This is a genomic window from Mycolicibacterium austroafricanum (genome assembly GCF_000612725.1).
Classification (GTDB): Bacteria; Actinomycetota; Actinomycetes; order Mycobacteriales; family Mycobacteriaceae; genus Mycobacterium; species Mycobacterium austroafricanum.
This window is the reverse complement of the sequence record NZ_HG964454.1, coordinates 566254-591758: the sequence shown is the minus strand read 5'-3', so window position 1 is coordinate 591758 and position 25505 is coordinate 566254. Positions and strand designations below refer to the sequence as shown.

Genomic DNA, 25505 nt, shown 5'->3' with positions numbered 1-25505 from the left:
GCTTCAGGTCCCCGCGCGGCTGTGGACCGCGATGCCGTCGACGAGCAGGTGTAGCCCGAAGGTGAACCGGGCGCTGGGGTCCTCGGCCCAGACCGTCTGTGCCACATCGGCTCCTGCGGCATCCCACTGCAGGCGGGACTGCTCGTCGGCGGTGAAACCGAGCACGTAGTAGATGACCGTACGGGCGGTCAGTTCCGCGTGCTCGGGTGCCACGCCGGCGTCGGCAGCCGCGGCCGTCAGGCGGCCCAGCACCCCGGTCATGGCCGCGGACTGCCCGGCCGCGAAACTGGCCGAGACCAACTCGGCGCCGTCGGTGTGCGAGAGCAGCGCGTCGCGCAATTGTGCGCAGATACCCGCGATCCGGTCCCGCCAGCCGGCGGGAACGTCGTCGACTGCCGCCAGGATGCGGTCGGCGACGGCGCCCAGGAGCTGCTGCTTGTTCGCGAAATGCCAGTACAGCGCGCCCGGGGAGACGTTGAGTTCGCGGGCCAGCCGGCGCATCGACAGATCGGCGATCCCGTAGTCGTCCAGCAGCGAGGTTGCCACGTCGACCACGTCCCGTTTGTGGAGCTGCACGCCCGTACCCTAGCCTGAACGGTGTTCAATTGTCGGCACCGCCGACGTGTTCAATTGTCGGCACCGCCGACGTGTTCAATTGTCGGCACCGCCGACGTGTTCAATTACCACAGGGAGATGCTCTGGTGACCGACATTCTGGCAGTGGCACGCGAGCAGGTGCTGGTACGCGGCGAAGGTCTCGACCAGGACCAGACCCTTCAGGTGCTCCAGCTGCCGGACGATCGGCTCGACGATCTGCTGGCCCTGGCCCACGAGGTGCGGATGGCCTGGTGCGGCCCCGACGTCGAGGTCGAGGGCATCATCAGCCTCAAGACCGGTGGCTGCCCCGAGGACTGCCACTTCTGTTCGCAGTCCGGACTTTTCGCCTCCCCGGTGCGCAGCGCGTGGCTGGACATCCCGAGCCTCGTCGAGGCCGCCAAGCAGACCGCGAAAACCGGTGCCACCGAATTCTGCATCGTGGCGGCCGTCCGCGGCCCCGACGAGCGGCTGCTCGCGCAGGTCGCCGCCGGCATCGAGGCGATCCGCAACGAGGTCGACATCCAGATCGCCTGCTCGCTCGGCATGCTCACCCAGGATCAGGTCGAGCGGCTCTCCGAGATGGGTGTGCACCGCTACAACCACAATCTCGAGACTGCCCGGTCGTTCTTCACCAACGTGGTGACCACCCACTCGTGGGAAGAGCGTTGGGACACCCTGCAGATGGTCCGCGAGGCGGGCATGGAGGTGTGCTGCGGCGGCATTCTCGGCATGGGCGAGACGCTCGAGCAGCGCGCGGAGTTCGCCGCGAACCTCGCCGAGCTCGATCCGCACGAGGTGCCGCTGAACTTCCTGAATCCGCGTCCGGGCACCCCGTTCGGCGACCTCGAGGTGCTGCCGGCCTCCGAGGCACTCAAGGCCGTGGCGGCCTTCCGGCTCGCGTTGCCCCGCACGATGCTGCGTTTCGCCGGTGGCCGCGAGATCACCCTCGGCGATCTCGGCGCCAAGCAGGGCATCCTGGGCGGCATCAACGCCGTCATCGTCGGCAACTACCTGACCACGCTGGGCCGCCCCGCCGAGGCGGATCTGCAGCTGCTCGACGATCTGCAGATGCCCATCAAGGCGCTCAACGCCACCCTGTAGAACCGAGGGGTGATGGTCACCGACAGCACGCAGCTGCCGCCACCAGTCGGCGCGGGCGTCTACAACGTCTACACCGGCATCGAGCTGGGTGGAGCCGCGGGCACTGCGGTGCCCACCGCGGCCCAGCTCGGGCTGGAGCCGCCGCGGTTCTGCGCCGCCTGCGGCCGCAAGATGATCGTCCAGGTCAGGCCGGACGGCTGGTGGGCCAAATGCTCCCGCCACGGGTCCGTGGACTCCACCGACCTGGACCTGTACCGATGACCCACCCCGCCCCGTCACCCACGGTCTCGCGGAGCAGGGCTGCGGTGACCGTCGTGGCCGGCCTTGCCGCGGCGGGGGCGGTCGTCGGGGCGCTGTGGGCGTGGCTCGCGCCGCCGATCCGCGGCGTCATCGCGTTGACCCGCAGCGGCGACCGGGTCAAGGCCTACCTCGGCGCCGATTCCGATCACTGGTTCACTTCCGCGGCTCTCATGGTCGGAATGCTCTCGGTGCTCGCGGTCGTCGCGGCGGTGTGGGTGTGGCAGTGGAGGGCTCATCGCGGACCCGTCATGACGGCGGCGCTGGCGGTCGGTGCGGTGGCCTCGGCCGCCACGGCGACCGGAGTCGGCGCCCTGGTTGCGCATCTGCGCTACGGCGGCATCGACATGGCCGCGGCGCCGGTGTCCGAGCAGCAGCGGGTGCACTACATCGTCGAGGCGCCCTCGGTGTACTTCGGCCACTCGCCGGTGCAGATCGCAGTGACGTTGCTGTACCCGGCGGCGGTCGCGGCGATCGTGTACCTCTTCGCCGCGGTGGCGACCCCGCGGGACGATCTCGGTGCGTGGCCGCCGGTCGAAAACCCCTTGGGGCCTACTGGTCGAAACGAGACAACGGCTGGCGTTCCACCCGTCGTCCCAACATCACCTTCGCGGTGATCTTGCCGAGGGTGAGCATGCCCCGGTAGGTGGACGGGTTGAGCAGGGTCGGCCACTTGGTACGGGAGATGTGCGTGCGCAGCGGCCGCCCGGCGAACCGGTCGCGCAGCCAGCGCAGCGTCATCGGCGCAGACATCGGGTGCAGCAACAGGTGCTCGCTGAGCATGTCGCGGTGGTAGGTGACGCTGGCGCCGCCGCTCGTGTAGGTCTCGGTCAGCGCGTCGATGTCGTCGACCGAGATGATCCGGTCGTGCACCGCCTGGACGATGAGCAGGGGGACCTTCGGCGCGGCGGTCCCGAGCTTGATGCTGTCGAAGACGTGCTGAACCTCGGGGGAGAGCAGGATCTCCTCCAGCGGGCGGTCGATCATGTGAGCCATGTCCCTGCCGACGAGGCTGATCATGGCGTGGGCGGTGGTCATCTTCTCGATGCGCGCGAGCATCACCTTGCCGTCCTCGGTGGCGTGCTCCTGGATGACGCGGTGGAGGTCGGGATAGATGTGGGTGAGCGCGGCGACCACCAACGCGGGCAGACCGGCGTAGATGCTGCCGTTGAGGCGGCGGAACGTGTGACCGAGGTCCCCGACGGGGGAGCCGAGGACGGCGCCGACCACGTTCAGCTCCGGGGCGTAGGCGTCCTGGACCTCGGCGGCCCACGCCGACGCCAACCCGCCACCGGAGTAGCCCCAGAGGCCGACCGGGGCGTCGGGGGACAGTCCGAGGGGGCCGTGGTTGAGGGCGGCGCGTACCCCGTCGAGCACGTGATAGCCCGGTTCGTGGGGTGCGCCCCACATGCCGGAGGTGCCTTCGTGGTCGGGGACCGACACCGCCCATCCCTCGGCCAGTGCCGCCGCGACCAGGAGGAACTCGAACTGGGCAAACGAACCGAGGGCCTTGGCGCCGCGGCGCAGCGCGTAGGACGGGAAGCACCGGCCGGCCACAGCGTCGATGGCGCATTGATAGGAAACGATCGGCAGCGGTCCGTCCGATGTCCGCTCGGACGGGACCACCACTGTCGTGACCGTGGCCTGGGCTTCCCCGTTGAGGTCGGTGGTCCGGTACAGCAGTTGGGTGGCGGTGAACTTCTGTGGAATCACGCCGAGGAACGCCAGCTCGACGTCGCGGGAGCGCAGCACGGTGCCGGGCCGGGCGTGTTCGAAGCCGGCAGGAGGCTCGTAGAAATCGTCCTTGGCCGGGATGATCGGCCGCGACCTGGGCCGGAGCGGTTCGTGGAACGGCTGGCCGATCCACTCGGCGCCGGTCGACCGTGCCACATTGCCCAAGTCCATCAGGGCATTGTTGCTTAAGAACTGCTTAAGAAGCCAGTCGACTCACCCGGGTGGGCGCAGTGCGGCGAATTCGTCGGTGACGCGGTAGCGGGAGTCGGTGAACCGGTACAGCGCGGCGGGGCGCCCACCGCTGCGGCCGGACCGGGCCGTGGTGCCGGTGCGGGTGATCACGCGGCGACGCTCCAGCACGCGCTGCAGGTTGGTCGCGTCGACGGGGTGACCGAGCGCCGCGCTGTAAATGTCCCGCAGCGTGGACAGTGCGAATTCGCTTGGCGCCAAGGCGAACCCGATGTTGGTGTAGGAGAGCTTGGCGACCAGCCGGTTGTGTGCGTGCTCGACCATGGGGCCGTGGTCGAAGGCCATGGCGGGCAGCTCGCTGACCGGATGCCAGCGGGTGTCCGGCGGCAGCTCCGGAGTGGCGGGGGAGGGCACCAGTCCCAGGAATGTCGAGGCGATGGTGCGAGGTCCCGGGACGCGGTCCGGGTCGGAGAAGACGGCCAGCTGCTCGAGATGTGCCAGTTCGCGCAGATCCACCTTCTCGGCGAGCTGGCGCCGGACCGAGCTCGTCAGGTCCTCGTCGGGGCCCAGGTGGCCGCCGGGAAGGGCCCATCTGCCCTTCTCCGGATCCAGCGCGCGTTCCCACAACAGCACGTGAAGTGCGGGTTTACGACTGGTGGCCGGCGGCCGGCCGGGGCGCACCTGGAACACCGCGGCCAGCACCTCATGTTCGGTGCTAATATGAGCCATGTTTTCGATTGTAAGTCGAAAACCTCGATTGAGTGAAGGAGTCAGCGATGACGGTGCTCGCTGGGGCGTTTGACACTGAACTGACGGCCGGGATCGTGGACGGCCCCGGAGGTTTCACCGGTGTCGACGGAGACGAGAAATGGGCCGCCGAGGTGCGCCGCCTGCTCAAACTCCGCGGCGCGACATTGCTGGCCCACAACTACCAGCTGCCCGCCATCCAGGACGTGGCCGACCATGTCGGCGATTCCCTGGCGCTGTCGCGGATCGCCGCGGAGGCGCCCGAGGACACCATCGTGTTCGCCGGGGTGCACTTCATGGCCGAGACCGCCAAGATCCTCTCCCCGGACAAGACGGTCCTGATCCCCGACCAGCGGGCGGGCTGTTCGTTGGCCGATTCGATCACCGCCGATGAGCTTCGGGCCTGGAAGGCCGAGCACCCCGGCGCCGTCGTGGTGTCCTACGTCAACACCACCGCCGCGGTGAAGGCCGAAACCGACATCTGCTGCACGTCGTCGAACGCCGTCGAGGTCGTCGCCTCCATCCCGGAGGACCGCGAGGTGTTGTTCTGCCCCGACCAGTTCCTCGGCGCGCACGTCCGCCGGGTGACGGGCCGCAAGAACCTGCACGTGTGGGCCGGCGAGTGCCACGTGCACGCAGGCATCAACGGTGACGAACTCGCCGACCAGGCGCGGGCCCATCCCGACGCAGAGCTGTTCGTCCACCCCGAATGTGGTTGCGCCACTTCGGCTCTCTACTTGGCCGGGGAGGGTGCCTTCCCCGAGGACCGGGTCAAGATCCTGTCCACCGGCGGCATGCTCGACGCCGCCCGCGAAACCGGCGCACGCCAGGTGCTGGTGGCCACCGAGGTGGGCATGCTGCACCAGTTGCGCCGTGCCGCACCCGAAATCGACTTCCGGGCGGTCAACGACCGGGCGTCGTGCCGATTCATGAAGATGATCACCCCGGCCGCGATGCTGCGTTGCCTGATCGAGGGCGCAGACGAGGTCCACGTCGATCCGGATGTCGCAGCGTCGGCTCGTTTGAGCGTCCAGCGGATGATCGAGATCGGGCAGCCCGGCGGCGGGGAATGACCACGCCGTCCTGCGGCGGGTCCGGCGTGTGGAGGCAGCGCGCCGACGTCGTGATCGTCGGCACCGGGGTGGCCGGGCTTGCCGCGGCGTTGGCGGCGCACCGCCGCGGCCGCAGGGTCGTCCTCCTGAGCAAGGCGAGTGAGACCGCGACGTTCTACGCCCAGGGCGGCATCGCGGTCGTGCTGCCCGATGCCTTACGGGAAGGCGGAGATTCCGTCGACGCCCACGTCGCCGACACCCTCGCAGCAGGCGCAGGCCTGTGCGATCCGCAGTCCGTGCGTTCGATCGTCGCCGACGGCTACCGCGCCGTGGCCGAACTGGTCTCCGCGGGTGCGCGATTCGACGAGACCGTCCCCGGCCGGTGGGCGCTGACCCGCGAGGGGGGACACACCCGGCGGCGCATCATCCACTCCGGTGGGGACGCGACCGGCGCCGAGGTGCAACGGGCGCTCGATCACGCCGCGGCCACTCTCGACATCCGCCGCAATCACGTCGCGCTCGACCTGCTGGTCGACGACGGCGCGGTCACGGGCGTGACCGTCCTCAGCGGTGACGGCCTCGGTGTCGTGTATGCGCCCTCGGTGATCCTGGCCACCGGTGGGTCGGGTCATCTCTACTCGGCGACCACGAATCCGGACGGCTCGACCGGTGACGGGGTGGCTCTGGCAATGTGGGCCGGCCTGCCGGTCAGTGACCTCGAGTTCATCCAGTTCCACCCGACCATGCTGTATGCGGGCCACGGCGGCGGGCGGCGGCCGCTGATCACCGAGGCGCTCCGCGGTGAGGGTGCGAAACTGATTGACCGTCAAGGCGAGTCGGTGACAGGCGGCGTGCACCCGATGGGCGATCTGGCGCCGCGTGACGTGGTCGCGGCTGCGATCGAGGCGCGGTTGTCCGAAACGGGGGACCCGTGCGTCTACCTCGATGCCACGGGAGTCGCAGACTTCGCGAGGCGGTTCCCCACCGTCAACGCGGCCTGCCTGCACGCCGGAATCGACCCCACCCGGCAGCCGATCCCTGTGGTGCCGGGCGCGCACTACAGCTGCGGCGGAGTGGTGACCGACGTGGACGGGCGCACCGGCGTCGCGGGTCTCTTCGCAGCCGGAGAGGTGGCGCGCACCGGGATGCACGGCGCCAACCGGCTCGCCTCCAACAGCCTTCTCGAAGGTCTGGTGGTCGGCGGACGGGCCGGCGTCGCAGCCGCAGAACATGCCGAGCTTGCCGGCCCGTCCCGCGTCGTGGACGCGGCCGTGCCCACCCGGCCTGCGCTACCGCGTGCCGAGCTGCAGCGGGCGATGACCCGGCACGCGTCTGTCGTGCGCAGCGGTGAAGGCCTGCGCGAGCTCACAGAACAGCTCGAATCGGCCACGCCGCGGGCGCTGCGGTCGCGGTCGGACTTCGAGGATGCGGCCCTGACCGCGGTCGCAGGTGCGGTCGCGGCGGCGGCGTCGGCGCGCACCGAATCCCGCGGCTGCCATCACCGCTCGGATTTCCCCGAGCCGGACCCGGCACAGGCGGTCAGCACGGTCTTCGGCGCGGACCACGCCCCGGTGACGGTGGGGTGCCGATGACGCTCACCGACGACGAACTCGGCGAAGCCCGCGCCGTCATCGCGCGCGCCCTCGACGAGGACCTGCGCTACGGACCGGATGTGACGACACTGGCCACCGTCGCCGCCGATGCGCACACCACCGCGGCCGTGGTCTCCCGGGAGCCGGGCGTGATCGCCGGGCTGGATGTCGCGCTGCTGGTGCTCGACGAGGTGCTCGGCGCCGACGGCTACCGTGTCGGGCACCGGGTGGCCGACGGCACCCGGCTGGAGGCCGGTGGCGTCGCACTCACGGTGGAGGGGCCGACCAGGGGTCTGCTCACCGCGGAGCGCACGCTGCTCAACCTGGTGTGTCACCTGTCGGGTATCGCGACCGCAACCGCGGCCTGGGTGGATGCCGTGTCGGGAACCGGGGCGCAGATCAGGGACACCCGCAAGACTCTTCCGGGCCTGCGCGCGCTGCAGAAGTACGCCGTGCGCGTCGGAGGTGGCACCAACCACCGGATGGGCCTGGGCGACGCCGCGTTGATCAAGGACAACCACGTCGCGGCCGCCGGGTCGGTGGTCGCCGCGCTGCGTCAAGTGCGTTCGGCCGCACCGGATCTGCCGTGCGAAGTGGAGGTCGACTCGCTCGAACAGCTCGACGAGGTGCTCGCCGAGGACGTCGAGCTGGTGCTGCTCGACAACTTCCCGGTCTGGCAGACGCAGATCGCCGTGCAGCGGCGCGACGCGCGGTCGCCGAAGACGAAACTGGAGTCCTCGGGCGGTCTCGCGCTGGAGAACGCGGCCGACTACGCGGGCACCGGTGTCGATTACCTCGCGGTGGGTGCGCTCACCCACTCGGTGCGGGTACTCGACCTGGGCTTGGACCTGTAGACCATGAAGTCAGCCCTCGCGGTGGCGCTGCTGGCGCTCGGCGTCTCCGTCTTCGCGCTGCTGCGCACCCTGGACCACGGGCCCGACTACACCGACGAACAGCGCGGCGCGGCCGAGACCGGAATCTGTGCGGCGTTCGACACCGTGCGCACCGCTGTCGCGACCAACACCAACGTAGAGCCACCCGGCGGATCCGGTGACATCGCCGGCGCGCTTGCGGCGGCGGCGAACGCGCGGGTGGCACTGCTCGACGGTGGCCAGTACCTGTTGGCCCGGCTGGATCCGGCCACCCCGGCCGACCTCGCCGGCGAGGTCCGCAGGTTCGCCAACCAGCTGATGGACATCGGTGCGGCAGCCACCGCCGGGGTGCCGAACACCGATCCTGTCCAGGCCGACCGCCTCCGGGAGGCCGAGGCGGCCAGCACCGCCGTCAGCGACCGCTGCGGGTAGCCGTCACGCCGTAGCAGGGCCGCGCCGGACCAACGCCAGCACCACCGCGGCCGCGGCGAACAGCCCGGAGAACACCCGGCTCAGCACCGTGTGCTGGCGCGGGGTGCGCAGCCAGGTCAACAGCCGCACGGCCAGTCCCGTGTAGAGGCCCATCACCACCATGTCGACGGCGACCATCGTCACGCCGATCGCCAGGTATTGCGGTAGCAACGGCGTGGTCGGAACCACGAACTGCGGCATCACGGCCAGGAAGAACAGCAGGCCCTTCGGGTTCGTCGCATTGACGAGAAAGCCACGCACCAGCAGGGATGTCCGGCCCCCGTCGACGTCACGGTCCACCTCGGCGTTCAGGTCGATCGCGGCGGTGCGCCACTGGCGGACCGCCAGGTAGGCCAGGTACGCCACCCCGATCCACTTGATGACGGTGAACGCCAGGATCGAGTTCGCCACGGCCGCACCCAGTCCGATCGCCACCAGCGTCAGCTGCAGCATCAGGCCGATCTCGAGGCCGACGATGCTCCAGTAACCCCGCTTCACGCCATGGGTCATGCCGGTGGCCATCGACTGGATGGCCCCGGCACCCGGTGACACCGCGATCAGGATCGCCGCGCCGACGAACGCGAGCCACATCTGCCAGGTCATGTCGTCAAGTGTGTCAGCGGATGTCAAACGATATCGGCGACGAAAACCCCCGACCGCTTGGCGAGCATCTGCGCGGTCCGCGGCAGCGACGGGTCATCGGTGCCAGCCGGCAGCACCCGGGGTCGCACCAGGTGGAGGGTCTTTTTGCCGATCTGGATGTCGGCCTCGCCGGCCGCCAGCACGTTCTTGACCCAGTTCGTCTTGCCGTGGGCCAGCCCGATCGCCAGCACCGTTCCCTTGCGGTACGGCGTGACGATCGTCTCGTACTCGGTGCCCGAGGTGCGGCCGCGGTGCTTGATCACACCCAGGCCCGGCATCCGCTTCGACAGCGGCCGGATCACCGGGTTGATGTACTTGATCTGCAGTTTTTCGAACCACGGCGGGAAGATCATCGGTACGCCGGGTGCGTTGTTGGGGTGCGTGTTCTTGCGGGGCCGATCGGACATGACGCCTCCGATACTGATTTGTGCAGCTCTGGGACAATGGTCAGCGTGAATGTATCGCCAGGGCTTCTGCGGCGCATCGATCTGCGCGGCACCGCGCTGTCGGCGGCCCGCCTGCGCTCGGCACTGCCGCGCGGCGGTGTCGACGTCGACACCGTCGTGCCCAAAGTCAGGCCCATCGTCGATGCGGTCGCCGAGCGCGGAGCCGCCGCGGCGCTGGAGTACGGTGCCGCGTTCGACGGTATCCGGCCCGACCAGGTGCGGGTTCCCGCCGAAAGGCTGAAGGCGGCGCTCGCCGAGCTCGATCCCGATGTCCGCACCGCGCTGGAGGTCGCGATCGAGCGGGCCCGCGCCGTGCACGCCGATCAGCGCCGCACCGACACCACGACCACGCTCGCGCCGGGCGCCACCGTGACCGAGCGCTGGGTACCGGTCGAGCGGGTCGGGCTCTACGTGCCCGGCGGAAACGCCGTCTACCCGTCCAGCGTCGTGATGAACGTGGTGCCCGCCCAGACCGCGGGCGTGGACTCGCTGGTGATCGCCAGCCCGCCGCAGGCGGGGAATGCTGAGCCCTTCAAGGGCCTTCCGCATCCGACGATCCTGGCCGCGGCGGCGCTGCTCGGTGTCGACGAGGTCTGGGCGGTCGGCGGGGCCCAGGCCGTCGCGTTGCTGGCCTACGGCGGCGTCGACACCGACGGAGCCGAACTCGCTCCGGTCGACATGATCACCGGGCCCGGCAACATCTACGTCACCGCCGCCAAACGCATCTGCCGGTCGGCGGTCGGCATCGACGCCGAGGCCGGCCCCACCGAGATCGCGATCCTGGCCGACCACACCGCCGACCCGGCGCACGTCGTCGCGGACCTGATCAGTCAGGCCGAGCACGACGAGATGGCCGCCAGCGTCCTGGTCACCGACAGCGCCGAGTTGGCCGACGCCACCGACCGCGAGCTGGCCGTACAGCTGGAGACCACCGTGCACCGCGAGCGGGTGACGGCCGCGCTGGGTGGGCAGCAGTCGGCGATCGTCCTCGTCGACGACATCGAGGCCGGGATCCGCACCGTGAACGCCTACGCCGCCGAGCACCTGGAGATCCAGACCGTCGACGCGGCCGCTGTCGCGGGCAGGATCCGTTCTGCCGGAGCGATTTTCGTCGGTCCGTGGTCACCGGTGAGCCTCGGTGACTACTGCGCAGGCTCGAACCATGTGCTCCCCACCGCGGGCTGCGCCCGGCATTCCAGTGGATTGTCGGTGCAGACCTTCCTGCGCGGCATCCACGTCGTGGACTACACCGAGGCGGCGCTGAAGGACGTGTCGGGCTACGTCATCACGCTGGCCAAGGCCGAGAACCTGCCCAGCCACGGCGAAGCCGTGCGCCGGAGGTTCGAGCGGTGACCGGGGTGCCCGGCAGCAGCATCACGCTCGACGACCTGCCGCTGCGCGACGATCTGCGCGGCAAGAGCCCCTACGGGGCGCCGCAGTTGTCGGTTCCGGTACGGCTGAACACCAACGAGAACCCGCACCCACCGACGCGGGCCCTGATCGACGATGTCGCGCAGTCGGTGCGCGAGGTGGCGGGGGAGTTGCACCGTTATCCCGACCGTGACGCGGTCGCGCTGCGCACCGATCTGGCCGCCTATTTGAGCGCGCAGACCGGCACCGCGGTCGGTGTCGAGAACGTCTGGGCGGCCAACGGTTCCAATGAGATCCTGCAGCAGTTGCTTCAGGCGTTCGGTGGTCCCGGGCGCAGCGCGCTCGGCTTCGTGCCGTCGTACTCGATGCACCCGATCATCTCCGACGGCACCCAGACCCGATGGCTGGTGGCCAACCGGGGCGACGACTTCGGTCTCGATGCCGCGGTGGCCGCGACCGCGATCAAGGAGCACACCCCCGACGTCGTGTTCGTCACGAGCCCCAACAACCCGTCGGGACAGAGTGTTTCGCTCGACGATCTGCGACTGCTGCTCGACGCGCTGTGTCTGCAGGACGGCGGCGTCATGATCGTCGACGAGGCGTACGGCGAATTCTCCTCGCAGCCCAGCGCCATCGGGCTCATCGAGAGTTACCCGGGCAAGCTCGTCGTCACCCGCACCATGAGCAAGGCGTTCGCGTTCGCCGGCGGGCGGGTCGGGTACCTGGTCGCGGCACCCGCCGTCATCGACGCGATGCTGCTGGTGCGCCTGCCCTACCACCTGTCTTCGGTCACGCAGGCCGCCGCGCGCGCCGCGCTGCGCCATGCCGACGACACGCTCGGCAGCGTCGCGACGCTGATCGCGGAACGCGAGCGGGTGTCGCAGGCGTTGACGGGCATGGGTTTCCGGGTCATCCCCAGTGACGCGAACTTCATCCTGTTCGGTGAGTTCGCCGATGCGCCCGCCACCTGGCAGCGCTACCTGGACGAGGGTGTGCTGATCCGCGACGTCGGCATCCCCGGATACCTGCGCACCACCATCGGCCTGGCCGAAGAAAACGATGCGCTGCTGGCCGCCAGCGCCCGAATAGGAGCACCGTGAGCGATCCGATTCGCCCCGCCCGACGCGCCAAAGTCGAGCGCAAGACCAAGGAGTCCGACATCGTCGTCGAGCTCGACCTCGACGGCACCGGGCAGGTCAGCGTCGACACCGGCGTCCCGTTCTTCGACCACATGCTGACCTCGCTGGGCAGCCACGCGAGCTTCGACCTCACGATCAAGGCCGTCGGCGACATCGAGATCGAGGGCCACCACACGATCGAGGACACCGCGATCGTGCTCGGTCAGGCGCTGGGACAGGCGCTCGGCGACAAGAAGGGCATCCGCCGCTTCGGCGATGCGTTCATTCCGATGGACGAGACGCTGGCCCACGCCGCCGTCGACGTGTCGGGCCGCCCGTACTTCGTGCACACCGGGGAACCCGACTATATGGTCGAATTCACGATCGCCGGTTCGGCCGCCCCGTATCACACCGTGGTCAACCGGCATGTGTTCGAGTCGCTGGCCTTCAACGCCCGGATCGCGCTGCACGTGCGCACCCTTTACGGGCGCGACCCGCACCACATCACCGAGGCCGAGTACAAGGCCGTCGCGCGGGCGCTGCGCCAGGCTGTCGAGTACGACCCGCGGGTCAGCGGTGTGCCGTCCACGAAGGGCACGCTGTGACAACCAAACTCGTCGTCCTGGACTACGGGTCGGGCAATCTGAGGTCCGCTCAGCGCGCGCTGGAACGGGTGGGGGCGCACGTCGAGGTCACCGCCGATGCGGAGGCGGCGGCCAACGCCGACGGCCTCGTGGTGCCCGGGGTCGGTGCGTTTCAGGCCTGCATGACGGGCCTGCGCGCGATCGGCGGCGACAAGATCATCGCCGACCGCGTGTCAGCGGGCCGCCCGGTTCTCGGCGTGTGCGTGGGCATGCAGATCATGTTCGCCCGCGGCGTCGAGTTCGGGGTCGAGTCGGCCGGCTGCGGGCAGTGGCCCGGCTCGGTGATCCGGCTGGACGCTCCGGTGATCCCGCACATGGGCTGGAACGTCGTCGACGCTCCCGCCGGCAGCGTGCTGTTCAAGGGCATCGACGCCGACACCCGGTTCTATTTCGTGCACTCCTACGCCGCCCAACAGTGGGAGGGCGGTTCCGGGGCTCTGCTGACGTGGGCCACCCACCACGTACCGTTCCTCGCCGCGGTGGAGGACGGCCCGCTGTCGGCCACCCAGTTCCACCCTGAGAAGAGCGGGGACGCCGGCGCCGAATTACTGTCCAACTGGGTCGGGGCGCTAAGTTGACCAGCGTGAATCCGAGTTCTTCGAAACCCTCCGCGCTGATCCTGCTGCCCGCCGTCGACGTGGTCGAGGGCCGTGCGGTGCGGTTGGTGCAGGGGCAGGCCGGCAGCGAGACCGAGTACGGCTCTGCGCTCGACGCGGCGATGACGTGGCAGCGCGACGGCGCGGAGTGGATCCACCTGGTCGACCTCGACGCGGCATTCGGACGCGGCTCCAACCGCGAACTGCTCGCCGAGGTTGTCGGCAAGCTCGACGTCGCCGTGGAACTGTCCGGCGGGATCCGCGATGACGACTCCCTGGCCGCCGCGCTGGCGACCGGCTGCGCGCGGGTGAACCTGGGCACCGCAGCGCTGGAGAACCCTCAGTGGTGCGCCAAGGTGGTCGCCGAGCACGGCGACAAGGTCGCGGTGGGACTGGACGTCAAGATCGTCGACGGTCAGCACCGCCTCCGCGGCCGCGGCTGGGAAACCGACGGCGGCGACCTGTGGACGGTGCTGGATCGCCTTGACGGCGAGGGCTGTTCGCGGTTCGTGGTCACCGACGTGACCAAGGACGGCACTCTCAACGGACCGAACTTGGAACTGCTCACCCAGGTCTGCGAGCGCACCGACGCGCCCGTGATCGCGTCCGGCGGTGTGTCCAGTCTTGACGACCTGCGTGCGATCGCGACGCTGACCGACCGTGGTGTCGAGGGCGCGATCGTCGGAAAGGCCCTGTACGCAGGACGATTCACGTTGCCGCAGGCGCTCGACGCGGTCGGCCCGTGAGCCCGGAGCCGCAGCAGCTCGCGGAACTGCTCGACACCGCGGCCGGTGTGCTCGAGGCGGCCTCGGCGCAGTTCATCGCCGGCCACCGCGCCGACTCGGCAGTCGCCAAGAAAGGCAACGACTTCGCCACCGAGATCGACCTCGCCATCGAGCGTCGGGTGGTCGCCGAGCTGACCCGACTGACCGGGATCGGGGTGCACGGTGAGGAGTTCGGCGGCGAATCGGTGGAGGCCGAGTACGTGTGGCTGCTCGACCCGGTCGACGGCACCTTCAACTACGCGGCGGGTTCGCCGATGGCTGCGATCCTGCTGAGCCTGCTGTGGGAGGGGAAGCCCCTCCTGGGGTTGACGTGGCTGCCTTTCATGGGCCAGCGGTACACGTCGATGGTCGGGGCCCCGGTGCGGTGCAATGGCGAAGAGCTGCCACGGCTTGCCTCGACGACGCTGGCGGAATCGATCGTCGGGACAGGCACCTTCAACATCGACTCGCGCGGGCGTTTCCCCGGCCGCTACCGGGTCAAGGTGCTGGAGAATCTCAGCCGGGAGTGCTCACGGATGCGGATGCACGGCAGCACGGGTATCGACCTGGCCTACGTGGCTGCCGGAATCCTGGGCGGTGCAATCAGTTTCGGCCACCACCTGTGGGATCACGCGGCCGGTGTCGCGCTCGTGCGGGCCGCGGGCGGCATCGTCACCGACCTGGCAGGCGAGACCTGGACGGCGTCCTCGTCGTCGGCGTTGGCCGCCGCCCCCGGTGTGCACGAAGAGATCCTGGCGCTCGTCAGAGCGGCGGGCGACCCGAAGGACTACCTGTGAGGCCGGCCGGCGATGTCGCCACCCGGGTGATCCCGTGCCTGGACGTCGACGGCGGCCGGGTGGTCAAGGGCGTCAACTTCGCGAACCTGCGCGACGCGGGTGATCCGGTGGAACTGGCTGCCGCCTACGACGCCGAAGGCGCCGACGAGTTGACCTTCCTGGACGTCACCGCGTCCTCGTCCGGGCGGGCCACGATGCTCGATGTGGTGCGCCGCACCGCCGAGCAGGTGTTCATCCCGCTCACGGTGGGCGGCGGGGTCCGTTCGGTCGCCGACGTGGATGCGCTGTTGCGGGCCGGTGCGGACAAGGTGTCGGTGAACACCGCCGCGATCGCCCGCCCTGAACTGCTCTCGGAACTGTCGCGACAGTTCGGCTCGCAGTGCATCGTGCTGTCGGTGGACGCGCGCACGGTGCCCGAAGGCTCACAGCCGACACCGTCGGGCTGGGAGGTCACCACCCACGGCGGCCGGCGCGGGACCGGGATCGACGCGGTCGAGTGGGCGGTCCAGGGCGCCGAGCTGGGGGTGGGGGAGATCCTGCTCAACTCGATGGACGCCGACGGCACCAAGGCCGGATTCGACCTGGAGATGCTGCGTGCCGTGCGCGGGGCGGTGACGGTGCCGGTGATCGCCAGCGGTGGTGCCGGCGCGGTGGAACATTTCGCACCGGCGGTCGCTGCCGGGGCGGACGCCGTGCTGGCGGCCAGCGTGTTCCACTTCGGTGAGCTGACCATCGGTCAGGTGAAGGCGGCGATGAAAGCCGAAGGGATCACAGTGCGATGAGCGCTTGCGCGAAGAGCCGAGGGCCGCGATGAGCGCTCTGGACCCGGCGGTCGCGTCGCGGCTCAAGCGCAACGCCGACGGCCTGTTCACCGCGGTGGTGCAGGAGCGTGCCACCGGTCAGGTGCTGATGGTGGCGTGGATGGACGATGACGCACTCGCCCGGACGCTGGAAACCCGTGAGGCCACGTACTTTTCGCGGTCCCGCGGCGAGCAGTGGGTGAAAGGCCTGACGTCCGGGCACACCCAGCGGGTCCACTCGGTGCGGCTGGACTGCGACGGCGACACCGTGCTGCTCGAGGTGGATCAGGTCGGCGGGGCATGCCACACCGGCGACCACACCTGCTTCGACGCCGACCTGCTGCTGGGGCCCGACCTTTAGCCGCGAATCTGAAGTTGTTGCCGAGATGAGCGCCGGAAATCAGCAACAAGTTCAGTCTCGACGGTGGGTCCTAGACGATGCGGCCGGCCTTGGCGCGGGCCGTCCAGCGCCCTTCGTCGAAGCCGACCACCACGGGATGGGCGAACGCTTCTGACACCGTCTCGGTGCTGATCGTCTCGCGGGCCGGCCCGCTGGCGACGGTCCGCCCCTCCGAGATCAGCAGCGCGTGCGTCGTCGTGATCGGCAGTTCTTCCAGATGGTGGGTGACGAGGATCGACGCCACCTCGGGGTGGGTCTGGTCGAGCGAGTCGATGGTTTCCAGCAGCTGTTCGCGGGCCGCCACATCCAACCCGGTCGACGGTTCGTCGAGCAGGAGCAGCCGCGGCTCGGCGATCAGTGCCCTGGCGATGAGGGTGCGGCCGCGTTCACCCTGTGACAGCGTCGGCCACACGTCGTCGGCTTTGTGTGCCAGGCCGACCGCCGCGATCATCGCGTCGGCGCGGGCGCTCTCCTGGCTGCTGGCCGTCCACCGCATCGGGGTGTCGATCGTCGCGGTGATCCCGGTCATCACCACGTCGCGGACGGTCAGCGAGTACTGCAGCTGGTGGCGCGGATTCACGTGGCCGATGTGGTGCCGCAGCTTGGCCAGGTCCACCCGGCCCATCTGCTCGCCGAGGATCCGCACGGTGCCCGACGTCGGAAACGTCACCGCCGCGCAGAAACCCAGCAGTGTGCTCTTGCCTGCGCCGTTCGGGCCCAGCAGCGCCCAGTGCTCGCCCTCGTTCACCGTCAGCGAGATGCCGTCGATGATCTGCTTGCCGTTGCGACGGAACGTCACATCGGCGAGTTCGAGCACGGGTGTCATGCCGACTGGCGGCCGCGCAACACCTCGAGCGCTTTGTCGGCGTGGGTGTCCATGCTGAACTCGCTGGCGATGACCTCCAGCACGGTGCGATCGGTGTCGATGACGAAAGTGGTGCGCTTGACGGGCATGAACTTGCCCAGCAGCCCGCGCTTCACGCCGAACTGCGTCGCCACCACGCCTTCGGTGTCAGACAGCAGGGGATAGTCGAATTTCTGCTGGTCGGCGAACTTGGCCTGCTTGTCGACCGGGTCGGCGCTGATTCCCACCCGGGTGGCGCCGACGGCGGCGAACTCGGCGGCCAGATCCCTGAAGTGGCACGCCTCCTTGGTGCACCCCGGCGTCATGGCAGCCGGGTAGAAGAACAGCACCACCGGGCCGTCGGCGAGCAGCCCGGTCAGCGTCCTGGTCGTACCCGTCTGGTCCGGCAGTTCGAACTCGGCCACCCGATCACCACGATTCATGTTCTCAACGGTACTTCTGGGAGAATCACCGCGTGCAGATGACCGCCACCCTCAGCGCGACCACCACGCGTGAGGACTTCCGGGCGCTGGCCGCCGAGCACCGTGTGGTCCCGGTGACCCGCAAGGTGCTCGCCGACAGCGAGACGCCGTTGTCGGCGTATCGCAAACTCGCCGCCAACCGCCCCGGGACGTTCCTCCTCGAGTCCGCCGAGAACGGCCGGTCCTGGTCGCGCTGGTCGTTCATCGGCGCGGGTGCGCCGTCGGCCCTGACCGTCCGCGACGGCGAGGCGGTGTGGCTGGGTGCCATCCCGCAGGACGCGCCGTCCGGCGGCGACCCGTTGCAGGCGCTGCGGGCGACGCTGACGCTGCTGGAGACCGCTCCGCTGCCCGGGCTGCCCCCGCTGTCGTCGGGTCTGGTCGGCTTCTTCGCCTACGACCTGGTGCGCCGGCTGGAGCGGCTGCCCGAGCTGACCGTCGACGACCTCGCCCTGCCGGACATGATGCTGCTTCTGGCGACCGACGTCGCCGCCGTCGACCACCACGAGGGCACGATCACGCTGATCGCCAACGCCGTGAACTGGAACGGCACCGACGAGCGGGTGGACTGGGCCTACGACGATGCCGTGGCCCGGCTCGATGTCATGACGGCGGCGTTGGCCGAACCGTTGGCGTCCACCGTGGCGACGTTCAGCCGGCCGGTGCCGGAACACCGGTCGCAGCGCACCGTCGAGGAGTACACCGCGATCGTCGACAAGCTGGTCGGTGACATCGAGGCGGGCGAGGCGTTCCAGGTGGTGCCGTCGCAGCGGTTCGAGATGGACACCGACGCCGATCCCCTCGATGTGTACCGGATGCTGCGGGTGACCAACCCGAGCCCCTACATGTATCTGCTCAACGTGCCGAACGCTGATGGGGGACTGGACTTCTCGATCGTCGGCTCCAGCCCGGAGGCGCTGGTCACGGTCAAGGACGGCCGCGCCACCACGCACCCGATCGCCGGCACCCGGTGGCGCGGCGACACCGAAGAGGAAGACCTTCTGCTGGAGAAGGAGCTGCTCTGCGACGAGAAGGAGCGCGCCGAACACCTGATGCTCGTCGACCTCGGCCGCAACGACCTGGGGCGGGTGTGCCGTCCGGGCACGGTGAAGGTCGAGGACTACAGCCACATCGAGCGGTACAGCCACGTCATGCACCTGGTGTCGACGGTCACCGGTCTGCTCGCCGACGGCAAGACCGCGCTGGACGCGGTGACGGCGTGCTTCCCGGCCGGGACGCTGTCCGGCGCGCCCAAGGTCCGGGCGATGGAGTTGATCGAGGAGGTCGAGAAGACCCGTCGCGGCCTCTACGGCGGTGTCCTTGGCTATCTCGACTTCGCCGGCAATGCCGATTTCGCGATCGCGATCCGGACCGCGTTGATCCGCAACGGCACCGCCTACGTGCAGGCCGGCGGTGGCGTCGTCGCGGATTCGAACGGCCCGTACGAGTACAACGAGGCCTCCAACAAGGCCAGGGCGGTGCTGGCCGCGATCGCTGCGGCAGAGACGCTGAGCGAACCGTGACCCGGGTCGCGCAACTGCTGCTGGTGCTGGCCGCGGCGGGCCTGTGGGCGGCGTCGCGGCTGACATGGGTGCAGATCACCTCGTTCGACGGCCTCGGCCAGCCGAAGACGGCCGACCTCTCGGGTGCGACGTGGTCGACGGCGCTGATTCCGCTGGCGCTGCTGGTGCTCGCGGCGGCCGGCGCGGCGCTGGCTGTACGCGGCTGGCCGCTGCGTGTGTTGGCAGTGCTGGTCGCCGCTGCGAGCGCGGGCATGGGATACCTGGCGATCAGCCTGTGGGTGATGGCCGATGACGCGGTGCGGGCCGCCCGACTGGCCGACGTGCCCGTGGCCGACCTTCTCGACACGCAGCGTCACTACGGCGGCGCCGTGGTCACGTTGGTGGCCGGGGTGCTGTCGCTGGCAGGTGCCGTGCTCCTGATGCGCTCGGCGACGCACCGGCGTGCCGAGGCCGCGCGCTACACCCGCCGGACACCCGCCGAGAGCGATACGCGTGCCGCGGCGATGTCGGAACGGATGATCTGGGACGCGCTCGACGAGGGGCACGATCCGACCAACCCGGACAACCAGGGGCGGTGACGAGGCATGGCTTGGTGGCGACTACCCTTCGATAAGAATCGGACGGCTGTCAGGGGAAGGGAAACGACGCCCATGGGTTCGGCGACCGTGCTCGACTCCATCATCGAAGGGGTCCGCGCTGACGTTGCCGCTCGCGAAGCCGCCGTCAGCATGGACGAGGTCAAGGAGCAGGCCAAGCGTGCTCCGGCTCCACTTGACGTGATGGCAGCGTTGCGTGCTTCCGGGATCGCGGTGATCGCCGAGGTCAAGCGGGCCAGTCCGTCGCGCGGTGCGTTGGCCTCGATCGCCGACCCCGCCGAGCTCGCCCGCGCCTACGAGGACGGCGGTGCGCGGATCATCAGCGTGCTCACCGAGCAGCGCCGCTTCAACGGGTCGCTCGACGACCTCGACGCGGTCCGCGCCGCGGTGTCGATTCCGGTCCTGCGCAAGGATTTCATCGTGCGGCCGTACCAGATCCACGAAGCGCGCGCCCACGGTGCGGACATGCTGCTGCTGATCGTCGCGGCACTCGAACAGCCGGTGCTGGAGTCGCTGCTCGAGCGCACCGAGTCGCTGGGGATGACCGCGCTGGTCGAGGTGCACACCGAGGAAGAGGCGGACCGGGCTCTGCAGGCCGGCGCGTCGGTGATCGGGGTGAACGCCCGCGACCTCAAGACGCTGGAGGTCGACCGGGACTGCTTCGCGCGGATCGCTCCCGGGCTGCCGAGCAACGTCATCCGTGTCGCGGAGTCCGGTGTCCGGGGAACCGCCGACCTGCTCGCCTACGCTGGTGCCGGCGCCGACGCCGTGTTGGTCGGCGAGGGTCTGGTCACCAGCGGGGATCCGCGCAGCGCCGTCGCCGACCTGGTCACCGCAGGTGCCCATCCGTCGTGCCCGAAGCCCGCACGTTAAGTGGTCGACTTCGCCGGTCCCGATCTGCCGCGCGCCAGCGCGGCGGTCGCCGAACCCACCACCCACGATCCCGATGCCCGCGGTCACTTCGGTGTCTACGGCGGCAGGTACGTCCCCGAGGCCTTGATGGCCGTCATCGAGGAGGTGACTGCCGCCTACGAGAAGGCCCGCGGTGATCAGACCTTCCTCGACGAGTTGGACCGCCTGCAGAAGCACTACACAGGCAGGCCGTCGCCGGTGTTCGAGGCCGAGCGGCTCAGCGAGCACGCCGGTGGAGCGCGGATCTTCCTGAAGCGAGAAGATCTCAACCACACCGGATCTCACAAGATCAACAATGTGCTCGGGCAGGCGCTGCTGGCCAAGCAGATGGGCAAGACCCGGGTCATCGCGGAAACCGGCGCAGGCCAGCACGGGGTCGCGACGGCGACGGCGTGCGCGCTGATGGGCCTGGAGTGTGTCATCTACATGGGCGCGGTCGACACGGCGCGGCAGGCCCTCAACGTGGCCCGCATGCGGCTGCTCGGCGCGTCGGTGGTCGCCGTGGAGTCCGGCTCGAAGACGCTGAAGGACGCGATCAACGAGACGTTCCGCGACTGGGTCACCAACGCCGACAACACGTATTACTGCTTCGGTACGGCGGCGGGCCCGCACCCGTTCCCGATGATGGTGCGCGACTTCCAGCGCGTGATCGGTCTTGAGGCCCGCGCGCAAATGCTGGATCAGGCGGGCCGGCTGCCTGACGCGGTGGTCGCCTGCGTGGGCGGCGGTTCCAACGCGATCGGCATTTTTCATGCGTTCATCGACGATCCCGGGGTGCAGTTGGTCGGCTACGAGGCCGCGGGCGAGGGCGTCGAAACCGGCCGCCACGCCGCGACTTTCACCGGCGGCTCACCGGGAGCGTTCCAGGGTTCGTACTCGTACCTGCTGCAGGACGAGGACGGTCAGACCATCGAATCCCATTCCATCTCAGCGGGTCTGGACTACCCCGGCGTCGGTCCCGAACACGCGTTGCTCAAGGACGTGGGGCGTGCCCAGTATCGGCCGATCACCGACACCGAAGCGATGGACGCGCTGTCGTTGCTGAGCCGCACCGAGGGGATCATCCCGGCGATCGAGTCGGCACATGCGGTGGCCGGAGCGCTGAAGCTGGGCGGGGAGTTGGGACCGGGGTCGATCATCCTGGTGAACGTGTCCGGCCGCGGAGACAAGGACGTCGAGACGGCGGCCAAGTGGTTCGGTCTGTTGGAGGACGGAACGAAATGAGCCGGCTGGCTGGATTGTTCGATTCCTGCCGTGCCGAGGGCCGGTCGGCGCTGATCGGCTACCTCCCCACGGGTTTCCCCGACGTCGAGACCTCGATCGCGGCGATGGTCGCCCTGGTCGAGTCCGGATGCGATCTCATCGAGGTGGGCATCGCGTATTCCGACCCCGGGATGGACGGGCCGACGATCGCGGCGGCCACCGAGGTCGCGCTGCGCGGCGGCGTGAGGGTGCGCGACACGTTCCGCGCCGTCGAGGCGATCACCAACGCCGGCGGCAGAGCGGTCGTCATGACCTACTGGAACCCGGTGCTGAGCAAGGGAGTCGACGCCTTCGCCCGCGACCTGGCGTCTGCCGGCGGGCTCGGGTTGATCACCCCCGACCTGATCCCGGACGAAGCCGACGAATGGCTGGCGGCCTCCGAGGCGCACGACCTGGACCGGATCTTCGTGGTGGCGCCGTCTTCGACCCCGCAGCGGTTGGCAGAAACCGTGCAGGCGTCACGAGGATTCGTCTATGCGGCCTCGACGATGGGCGTCACCGGGGCTCGTGACGCGGTGTCGAACGCCGCGCCGGAACTCGTGCGCCGGATCAAGGGGATCTCCGACATCCCCGTCGGTGTCGGGCTCGGGGTGCGTTCGCGCGAGCAGGCCGCCGAGATCGCTTCCTACGCCGACGGCGTCATCGTCGGGTCGGCCCTGGTGTCGGCGCTCAAGGAGGGTATCCCCGCGGTGCGATCACTGACCGAAGAGCTCGCTGACGGCGTACGGCAGAGGATTACTGCGTGACCACGACGGTGCTGGCGTACATCCCCAGTCCGTCTCAGGGGGTTTGGCACCTCGGGCCTTTTCCGGTCCGCGCGTACGCGCTGTTCATCATCGTCGGGATCATCGCCGCGCTGGTGATCGGAGACCGGCGGTGGGTGGCCAGGGGCGGCGAGCCGGGTGTCATCTACGACATTGCTTTGTGGGCGGTGCCGTTCGGCCTCATCGGCGGGCGCCTGTACCACGTGATCACCGACTGGCCGACCTATTTCGGTGAAGGTGGAGCGGGGCCGGCGGCCGCGCTGAGGATCTGGGATGGCGGCCTGGGTATCTGGGGCGCTGTGGCGCTCGGTGGAATCGGGGCGTGGATCGCATGCCGGCGCCGGGGGATTCCCCTGCCCGCATTCGGCGACGCGATCGCGCCGGGGATCGTGCTGGCTCAGGCGATCGGCCGTCTCGGAAACTATTTCAACCAGGAGCTCTTCGGTCGGGAAACCACCGTGCCCTGGGGTCTGGAGATCTACGAGCGGGTCAACGCCGCCGGGGTGCCGGACTCGCTCAACGGGGTATCCACCGGTGAGCTGATCCAGGTGGTTCATCCCACGTTCCTGTACGAGTTGCTGTGGAACCTTTTGGTTTTCGCGGTGCTGATCCTCGTCGACCGCAGGTTCAAGATCGGCCACGGCCGGCTGTTCGCGCTGTATGTCGCGGGCTACTGCGTCGGCCGGTTCTGGATTGAGCTGATGCGCAGCGACACCGCGACGCTGCTCGCCGGTATCCGGGTCAACTCCTTCACGTCGACCTTCGTGTTCATCGGTGCGGTCGTCTACATCATGGCCGCACCCAAGGGCCGTGAGGATCCCTCGTCGCTCAAGGGGAATCAGGACGCGGAGGCTCGCGTCGAGGACCTGGCGAAGGACGTGGCGGTCGGTTCCGCGACGGGGATCGTCGCCGCCGCCACCGTTGCCGACGAAGACGAAGCCATGGAACCGGCTGACGACGACGACGCCGCCGCCGAGGTGGAGGCATTGGTCGCCGAGTTGGAGGCGTCAGAGCCTGAAACCGAGGGGCTTGGGTCGGTTGAGGGTGACGAGGTGGCTGAGGCTGTCGAGGTAGCGCCCGAGGTGCATGAGGCTGCGGTCGAGGGTGAGGCTGAGGCTGAAGCGTTGGCCGCCGACGCCGACGCCGACGCCGACGCCGACGCCGACGCCGACGCCGACGCTGAGGCTGAGGACCTGGCTGCTGAGGCTGAGTCGCCAGTCGATGGTGCTGAGGCTGAGTCGCCAGTCGATGGTGCTGAGGCTGCGTCGGAAGTCGTTGAGGGTGACGTTGAGTCGGTGACCGAGTCGGAGGGGCTTGGCTCGGTTGAGGGTGATGAGGTGGCCGAGGCTGTCGAGGTCGCGCCCGAGGTGCACGAGGTTGTGGTTGAGGGCGAGGCTGAGGCTGAGGAGTTGGCCTCCGACGCCGACGCTGAGGCTGAGGACCTGGCCGCTGAGGCTGAGGCTGATGTCGAGTCGGAGGGGCTTGGCTCGGTTGAGGGTGACGAGGTGGCCGAGGCTGTCGAGGTCGCGCCTGAGGTGCATGAGGCTGCGGTCGAGGGTGAGGCTGAGGCTGAGGAGTTGGCCTCCGACGTTGAGGGTGCGCCCGAGCCCGAAGGTGTTGAGGCCGCCGAGGCTGAGGCTGAGTCGCCAGTCGATGGTGCTGAGGCTGAGTCGGAAGTCGTTGAGGGTGACGTCGAGTCGGTGACCGAGTCGGAGGGGCTTGGCTCGGTTGAGGGTGACGAGGTGGCCGAGGCTGTCGAGGTCGCGCCCGAGGTGCACGAGGTTGTGGTTGAGGGCGAGGCTGAGGCTGAAGCGTTGGCCGCCGACGCCGACGCTGAGGCTGAGGACCTAGCTGCTGACGTTGAGGCTGAGTCGCCAGTCGATGGTGCTGAGGATGAGTCCGAGGCTGGGCCGGAAGCCGTTGAGGGTGACGTCGAGTCGGTGACCGAGTCCGAGGGGCTTGGCTCGGTCGAGGGTGACGAGGCGGCCGAGGCTGAGGAGCTGGCCGGTGAGGTGGAGGCTGACGTCGAGGCTGAGACTGACGAGGCTGCGGCTGATGAAGTTGCCGAGGTTGACGCTGGTGCGGTGACCGACGCCGATGACGACGCCGAGGGTTTGGGTTCGGTTGAGGGTGACGAGGTGGCTGAGTCCGCCGAGGATGCCTCGGAAGTTCACGAGGCCGCGGTCGAGCGGGAGGAAGCCGCTGAAGAGCGTGCCGCCGAGGCCGAGGCCGACGATGCTTCGGAACCTCAGCCTGAAGAGGCCGCGGACACCGAGCCCGCTGCCGACGGTGCCGTGACTCGCGTGGAATCACGTTCTGTCGCTACCGAGAGTGAATCAGGCGGACTGATCCGGAGGATGCTCCGTCGGCGTCGAAGTCGCTGACTCGCATACCCATGACCGGATAGCTCAGCTGGAAACCCAGCCTGTGGTCCGCGTCGGCGCGAGGTGCTCCACCATGTGTCCACCTCCATGAGGCGTTCGGCCTGACATCGGCAGCGTTCCGTGGTGCGGGAGTCCATGCGGAACGTGCGCGCTTCGGCTCGACTCCATGCACAATGAGCGGGAATCCGACCACGACTCCGCCAGTGACGTAATGCCGGTCGTGTCGAGCCTCCCGTATCGCGACGGCCATCCGCATCTGGTCCCAATGGGAGTAGACTTGACTTCTGCGATCGGAGCAGGTCATGGCCACAAAATTGCCTCTAGAAGTGGTATCGATTCTGGCGATGAGCATCGGGGTGTTACTGTCCGCCTCCCCGGCGAACGCTTTACCGCGATGCGTCAACACATCCCCAACTACCACGCAGTGCGAAACCAACGGAAGCGCCCAGATCACGACGCAACCCGGCCCCTGGACTTACAACTACGGTTGGCCCGGATGGGGCTTTGGGTT

Annotated in this window: 28 protein-coding genes; 21 read left to right on the top strand and 7 right to left on the bottom strand. The window is 69.1% G+C overall.

Going from position 1 to position 25505, the window contains the following annotated elements; all coding sequences use genetic code 11:
- Positions 1–3 precede the first annotated feature (3 nt).
- The gene (locus BN976_RS19775) at positions 4–576 is read right to left on the bottom strand and encodes a TetR family transcriptional regulator (protein WP_036373033.1); all 573 of its coding nucleotides are present in this window, start codon (positions 574–576) and stop codon (positions 4–6) included.
- A gap of 125 nt (positions 577–701) precedes the next feature.
- Here BN976_RS19775 and bioB point away from each other — a divergent pair, with 125 nt between their 5' ends.
- From bioB to BN976_RS19760, 3 genes are read left to right on the top strand one after another with little or no spacing between them, the layout of a single operon-like run.
- Positions 702–1697, top strand: a complete 996-nt coding sequence (gene bioB / locus BN976_RS19770; RefSeq protein ID WP_011780008.1) for a biotin synthase BioB — start codon at positions 702–704, stop codon at positions 1695–1697.
- 12 nt (positions 1698–1709) lie between these two features.
- On the top strand, positions 1710–1958 hold the full coding sequence (bsaP, locus tag BN976_RS19765; RefSeq protein WP_105388386.1) for a biotin synthase auxiliary protein BsaP: 249 nt from the start codon (positions 1710–1712) through the stop codon (positions 1956–1958).
- Positions 1955–2611 carry a DUF2567 domain-containing protein gene (locus BN976_RS19760; RefSeq protein WP_036373031.1) on the top strand — a complete coding sequence of 219 codons (657 nt, stop codon included), beginning with the start codon at positions 1955–1957 and terminating at the stop codon, positions 2609–2611. Before bsaP ends, BN976_RS19760 begins: the two co-directional genes overlap by 4 nt.
- On the opposite strand, the gene BN976_RS19755 is transcribed toward BN976_RS19760, so the two are convergent.
- Together BN976_RS19755 and BN976_RS19750 are read right to left on the bottom strand one after the other, a co-directional pair.
- Positions 2547–3899, bottom strand: a complete 1353-nt coding sequence (locus BN976_RS19755; protein WP_036373029.1) for a lipase family protein — start codon at positions 3897–3899, stop codon at positions 2547–2549. The two genes, BN976_RS19760 and BN976_RS19755, sit on opposite strands and share 65 nt — an antisense overlap.
- 42 nt (positions 3900–3941) lie before the next feature.
- Complete coding sequence (locus BN976_RS19750; protein ID WP_036373027.1) at positions 3942–4646, bottom strand: NUDIX hydrolase; 705 nt, start codon at positions 4644–4646, stop codon at positions 3942–3944.
- A 47-nt stretch (positions 4647–4693) separates the two neighbouring features.
- Here BN976_RS19750 and nadA point away from each other — a divergent pair, with 47 nt between their 5' ends.
- The 4 genes from nadA to BN976_RS19730 are packed head-to-tail and all read left to right on the top strand — an operon-like array spanning position 4694 to position 8612.
- Complete coding sequence (gene nadA / locus BN976_RS19745) at positions 4694–5737, top strand: quinolinate synthase NadA (protein WP_036373302.1); 1044 nt, start codon at positions 4694–4696, stop codon at positions 5735–5737.
- Complete coding sequence (locus tag BN976_RS19740; protein ID WP_036373026.1) at positions 5734–7308, top strand: L-aspartate oxidase; 1575 nt, start codon at positions 5734–5736, stop codon at positions 7306–7308. The genes nadA and BN976_RS19740 overlap by 4 nt, the downstream gene beginning before the upstream one ends.
- Positions 7305–8162, top strand: coding sequence for a carboxylating nicotinate-nucleotide diphosphorylase (gene nadC / locus BN976_RS19735; protein WP_036373301.1), 858 nt, complete (start codon positions 7305–7307; stop codon positions 8160–8162). Before BN976_RS19740 ends, nadC begins: the two co-directional genes overlap by 4 nt.
- Positions 8163–8165: 3 nt before the next feature.
- The gene (locus BN976_RS19730) at positions 8166–8612 is read left to right on the top strand and encodes a hypothetical protein (protein WP_036373024.1); all 447 of its coding nucleotides are present in this window, start codon (positions 8166–8168) and stop codon (positions 8610–8612) included.
- 3 nt (positions 8613–8615) lie between these two features.
- On the opposite strand, the gene BN976_RS19725 is transcribed toward BN976_RS19730, so the two are convergent.
- Entirely contained in the window at positions 8616–9254 is a 639-nt protein-coding gene (locus BN976_RS19725; RefSeq protein ID WP_036373022.1) for a LysE family transporter, read from the bottom strand.
- A 23-nt stretch (positions 9255–9277) separates the two neighbouring features.
- Positions 9278–9700: a nitroreductase family deazaflavin-dependent oxidoreductase gene (locus tag BN976_RS19720; protein ID WP_036373020.1), complete on the bottom strand. Its 423-nt coding sequence runs from the start codon at positions 9698–9700 to the stop codon at positions 9278–9280.
- Positions 9701–9736: 36 nt separating this feature from the next.
- On the opposite strand from BN976_RS19720, the gene hisD reads away from it, so the two are divergent.
- From hisD to hisI, 8 genes are read left to right on the top strand one after another with little or no spacing between them, the layout of a single operon-like run.
- Positions 9737–11092 carry a histidinol dehydrogenase gene (hisD, locus tag BN976_RS19715; RefSeq protein ID WP_036373018.1) on the top strand — a complete coding sequence of 452 codons (1356 nt, stop codon included), beginning with the start codon at positions 9737–9739 and terminating at the stop codon, positions 11090–11092.
- Positions 11089–12210 (top strand): histidinol-phosphate transaminase, encoded by a 1122-nt coding sequence (locus BN976_RS19710; RefSeq protein WP_011780020.1) that lies wholly within the window; start codon positions 11089–11091, stop codon positions 12208–12210. The genes hisD and BN976_RS19710 overlap by 4 nt, the downstream gene beginning before the upstream one ends.
- Before the next feature lie 8 nt (positions 12211–12218).
- Entirely contained in the window at positions 12219–12833 is a 615-nt protein-coding gene (gene hisB / locus BN976_RS19705) for an imidazoleglycerol-phosphate dehydratase HisB (RefSeq protein ID WP_086008507.1), read from the top strand.
- Positions 12830–13450: an imidazole glycerol phosphate synthase subunit HisH gene (hisH, locus tag BN976_RS19700; protein WP_011780022.1), complete on the top strand. Its 621-nt coding sequence runs from the start codon at positions 12830–12832 to the stop codon at positions 13448–13450. Before hisB ends, hisH begins: the two co-directional genes overlap by 4 nt.
- The gene (priA, locus tag BN976_RS19695; protein ID WP_011780023.1) at positions 13447–14214 is read left to right on the top strand and encodes a bifunctional 1-(5-phosphoribosyl)-5-((5-phosphoribosylamino)methylideneamino)imidazole-4-carboxamide isomerase/phosphoribosylanthranilate isomerase PriA; all 768 of its coding nucleotides are present in this window, start codon (positions 13447–13449) and stop codon (positions 14212–14214) included. The genes hisH and priA overlap by 4 nt, the downstream gene beginning before the upstream one ends.
- The gene (locus tag BN976_RS19690) at positions 14211–15029 is read left to right on the top strand and encodes an inositol monophosphatase family protein (RefSeq protein ID WP_036373014.1); all 819 of its coding nucleotides are present in this window, start codon (positions 14211–14213) and stop codon (positions 15027–15029) included. The genes priA and BN976_RS19690 overlap by 4 nt, the downstream gene beginning before the upstream one ends.
- Positions 15026–15811, top strand: coding sequence for an imidazole glycerol phosphate synthase subunit HisF (hisF, locus tag BN976_RS19685; protein ID WP_036373012.1), 786 nt, complete (start codon positions 15026–15028; stop codon positions 15809–15811). The genes BN976_RS19690 and hisF overlap by 4 nt, the downstream gene beginning before the upstream one ends.
- Positions 15812–15839: 28 nt before the next feature.
- Complete coding sequence (gene hisI / locus BN976_RS19680; RefSeq protein WP_011780026.1) at positions 15840–16190, top strand: phosphoribosyl-AMP cyclohydrolase; 351 nt, start codon at positions 15840–15842, stop codon at positions 16188–16190.
- Between the two features lie 70 nt (positions 16191–16260).
- Here hisI and BN976_RS19675 read toward each other — a convergent pair whose 3' ends face one another.
- Together BN976_RS19675 and BN976_RS19670 are read right to left on the bottom strand one after the other, a co-directional pair.
- Complete coding sequence (locus tag BN976_RS19675; RefSeq protein WP_011780027.1) at positions 16261–17055, bottom strand: ABC transporter ATP-binding protein; 795 nt, start codon at positions 17053–17055, stop codon at positions 16261–16263.
- A complete protein-coding gene (locus BN976_RS19670; protein WP_036373010.1) occupies positions 17052–17516 on the bottom strand; it encodes a peroxiredoxin in 465 nt (154 codons plus the stop codon). Before BN976_RS19670 ends, BN976_RS19675 begins: the two co-directional genes overlap by 4 nt.
- A gap of 32 nt (positions 17517–17548) precedes the next feature.
- Here BN976_RS19670 and BN976_RS19665 point away from each other — a divergent pair, with 32 nt between their 5' ends.
- The 6 genes from BN976_RS19665 to lgt all read left to right on the top strand — a co-directional run bounded on the left by BN976_RS19665 (position 17549) and on the right by lgt (position 24994).
- The gene (locus BN976_RS19665) at positions 17549–19075 is read left to right on the top strand and encodes an anthranilate synthase component I (RefSeq protein ID WP_036373007.1); all 1527 of its coding nucleotides are present in this window, start codon (positions 17549–17551) and stop codon (positions 19073–19075) included.
- Entirely contained in the window at positions 19072–19653 is a 582-nt protein-coding gene (locus BN976_RS19660) for a TIGR02234 family membrane protein (RefSeq protein WP_036373005.1), read from the top strand. The genes BN976_RS19665 and BN976_RS19660 overlap by 4 nt, the downstream gene beginning before the upstream one ends.
- Before the next feature lie 72 nt (positions 19654–19725).
- The gene (trpC, locus tag BN976_RS19655; RefSeq protein ID WP_011780031.1) at positions 19726–20544 is read left to right on the top strand and encodes an indole-3-glycerol phosphate synthase TrpC; all 819 of its coding nucleotides are present in this window, start codon (positions 19726–19728) and stop codon (positions 20542–20544) included.
- Complete coding sequence (trpB, locus tag BN976_RS19650; protein ID WP_011780032.1) at positions 20545–21807, top strand: tryptophan synthase subunit beta; 1263 nt, start codon at positions 20545–20547, stop codon at positions 21805–21807.
- Complete coding sequence (gene trpA, locus BN976_RS19645; RefSeq protein ID WP_011780033.1) at positions 21804–22592, top strand: tryptophan synthase subunit alpha; 789 nt, start codon at positions 21804–21806, stop codon at positions 22590–22592. Before trpB ends, trpA begins: the two co-directional genes overlap by 4 nt.
- Complete coding sequence (gene lgt / locus BN976_RS19640) at positions 22589–24994, top strand: prolipoprotein diacylglyceryl transferase (RefSeq protein WP_036373004.1); 2406 nt, start codon at positions 22589–22591, stop codon at positions 24992–24994. The genes trpA and lgt overlap by 4 nt, the downstream gene beginning before the upstream one ends.
- The last annotated feature ends 511 nt before the right edge of the window (positions 24995–25505 follow it).